The sequence below is a fragment of the Desulfofundulus sp. genome (assembly GCF_049701015.1).
Classification (GTDB): Bacteria; Bacillota; Desulfotomaculia; order Desulfotomaculales; family Desulfovirgulaceae; genus Desulfofundulus.
In genome coordinates this window covers 1-2,532 of the sequence record NZ_JBNATZ010000315.1, presented here as the reverse complement: position 1 = coordinate 2,532, position 2,532 = coordinate 1, and the positions used below count along the sequence as shown (strand labels likewise).

The 2,532-nt window shown below is 53.8% G+C and carries 2 protein-coding genes and 1 pseudogene; all 3 read right to left on the bottom strand.

Going from position 1 to position 2,532, the window contains the following annotated elements; genetic code table 11:
- Window positions 1-1,436, bottom strand: a 1,436-nt coding sequence (gene lysS / locus ACPLUI_RS13770) for a lysine--tRNA ligase (RefSeq protein ID WP_424660818.1), incomplete at its 3' end; no start/stop codon positions are given.
- Between the two features lie 23 nt (window positions 1,437-1,459).
- Complete coding sequence (gene greA, locus ACPLUI_RS13765) at window positions 1,460-1,933, bottom strand: transcription elongation factor GreA (RefSeq protein ID WP_424660817.1); 474 nt, start codon at window positions 1,931-1,933, stop codon at window positions 1,460-1,462.
- Window positions 1,934-2,095: 162 nt separating this feature from the next.
- A pseudogene (locus tag ACPLUI_RS13760) lies at window positions 2,096-2,532 on the bottom strand (shikimate dehydrogenase); the annotation flags it as partial.

The window sequence follows — 2,532 nt, the reverse complement described above, 5'->3', positions numbered from 1 at the left end:
GCATTTACCGGTAAACTGCTCAAGGATACTTTTAACTCCACGCCCGCGGGAGGCATCCCGTATTCCAGGGCGGTAATGTAATCCTCGTCCATCATGTGGGCTTCCTCGTCCCCCGCCCGGCGCTTCTCCACCTGCTTGAGAAAGCGGGCCTTCTGGTCCATGGGGTCATTCAATTCCGAGAAGGCATTGGCCATCTCACGGGCGTAAATAAACAGCTCAAAACGGTACGTCAGGGCCGGATCCTCAGTTTTTCGCTTGGCCAGGGGTGAGATTTCAAGGGGATAATCCATGATGAAAATGGGCTGGATCAACTCCGGCTCCACTTTTTCCTCAAACACCTTGTTCAAAACGGCACCCCAGCTGTCCTTCTCCTCCACCTCCACCCCCAGCTCCCGGGCCGCTCGCCGGGCCTTTTCCACTTCATCCCGGTACAGGTTAAAATCCAGCCCGGTATGTTCCTTCACTGCATCCAGCATGGTCTGCCTCTTCCACGGGGGCGTAAGGTTAATCTCCACCCCCTGATAGGTGATGGTGGTGGTCCCCAGCACTTCGGAAGCCACGGTGGAGATCATCTCTTCAGCCAGGTCCATCATGTCATGGTAGTCGGCGTAGGCCTGGTAAAGCTCCAGCATCGTGAACTCCGGGTTGTGCTTGGTGGAAATGCCTTCATTACGAAAATTCCGGTTTATTTCGTAAACCTTCTCAAACCCGCCCACAAGCAGGCGCTTGAGGTAGAGTTCCGGAGCGATACGCAGGTAGAGATTCATGTCCAGGGCATTATGATGGGTGATAAAAGGCCTGGCTGCAGCACCGCCGGCAATAGGGTGCATCATGGGCGTCTCCACTTCCAGGAAACCCCGCTTCTCCAGGAAATTCCGGATGGCGTGGATCACCCGGCTCCGAATGATAAAGGTGTTTTTTACTTCGGGATTCACGATCAGGTCCAGGTAACGCTGGCGGTAGCGCAGGTCCACATCCTTCAAGCCATGCCACTTTTCCGGCAGCGGGCGCAGGGATTTGGCCAGCAGGGTCAGCTCCTCCACAGCCACGGTGATTTCACCTGTGCGAGTTTTAAATACCGTACCCCGTACACCGATAATATCCCCTATGTCCAGCCGCTGGAACAGGTTATAAGTCTCGGGGCCTACATCGTTTAACCTGAGGTAAATCTGGATCTGCCCTGAACCATCCCGGAGGTTGCCGAAGCTGGCTTTACCATGACCACGCCGGGCCATTAAACGGCCGGCCAGACACACCTTTTGCCCCTCGCACTCCTCATAATGCTCGAGAATCCAGGCGGCAAGGTGAGTACGCGGGTAGCGCCCGCCGTAGGGTTCTATACCCTGTGCTTTGATTTCCTCCAGTTTTTCCAGGCGCACGCGCAACAATTCGTTCAAATCTTCCGGTTTGATTTCCAAACTTTCCTTTTCCGTCATAACATTCCTCCGGCGAATCCTGATTAACGTATATCCACGATCTGGTATTTGAGCAGGCCTGCCGGCACGGAAACTTCCACAATACTCCCCTTGCGTTGACCCAGGATGGCCTTACCCACGGGAGATTCGTTAGAAATTTTATGAGCTCCGGGATCGGCCTCCACGGAGCCAACAATGGTATATTCAACTTCGTCGCCGAACTCCAGGTCTTTGAGGCGGACGGTGGAACCAATGCTTACTTCATCCGTCCCCGTGCGTTCATCGTCAATAACCCTGGCATTACGCAACATTTGCTCCAGTGTCAAAATACGGCCTTCAATAAAAGCCTGTTCGTTTTTGGCATCCTCGTATTCAGAGTTTTCACTGATATCCCCAAACTCAATGGCCTGTTTAATGCGGGCCGCTACTTCGCGGCGGCGGATGGTTTTCAGCTCTTCGAGTTCCTTTTCGAGCTTTTTTAAACCTTCAAGGGTTAAGATTACTTCTTTTTCCTTCATTCTATCGTCTCCTTTGCACTTCTCTACTCCCCGGCGAACGCGTGCAAAACAGCTACACTACTCCCCCCAACGACACTGAAAGCACTGCAATGAATAAAACCATTGCAGTGCCCACAGTACCACTAACCTTGCCACTCATTATAAGGAGGGTTTCCCCCTTTGTCAAGGGGCTACCGCTACGCGCTGTTTACCGCGGCTTTCAGCCCGGGCACGGATACGCTCGATTTCACGGGGATCAATGGCCCGCTCAAAGCTGCGCAGACCGGCCACCTTGAAGCCGTGTTTTCTGGCCAGGGTACTGATTTCCTCGACCTGTTTAATAGTTATGTCCCGCCCCAGCGAAAAATTCTCATACCTTTTTTCCAGGGCCAAAATCATGGTCTCGGACATGCAGGCGTAAGCCGTACGGGGCGGGAAACCGAAATTGAAGTTAAAATTAACTTCGCCTGGCACTTCCACCACCCCGCCTTCGATCACCAGCACATCGTCCCTCTGCTCGGCCACCTGACGGCTCACATTGCGCGGACGGGATACGTCACATACCACGGCACCCGGCATAAGGTCTTCCGGCCCGATCAGGGTATCCACTGCACTGGTGA

What these genes read in the sequence shown, in the direction of transcription:
- greA (WP_424660817.1), bottom strand. Translation starts at nt 1,933, where the DNA reads ATGAAGGAAAAAGAAGTAATCTTAACCCTTGAAGGTTTAAAAAAGCTC.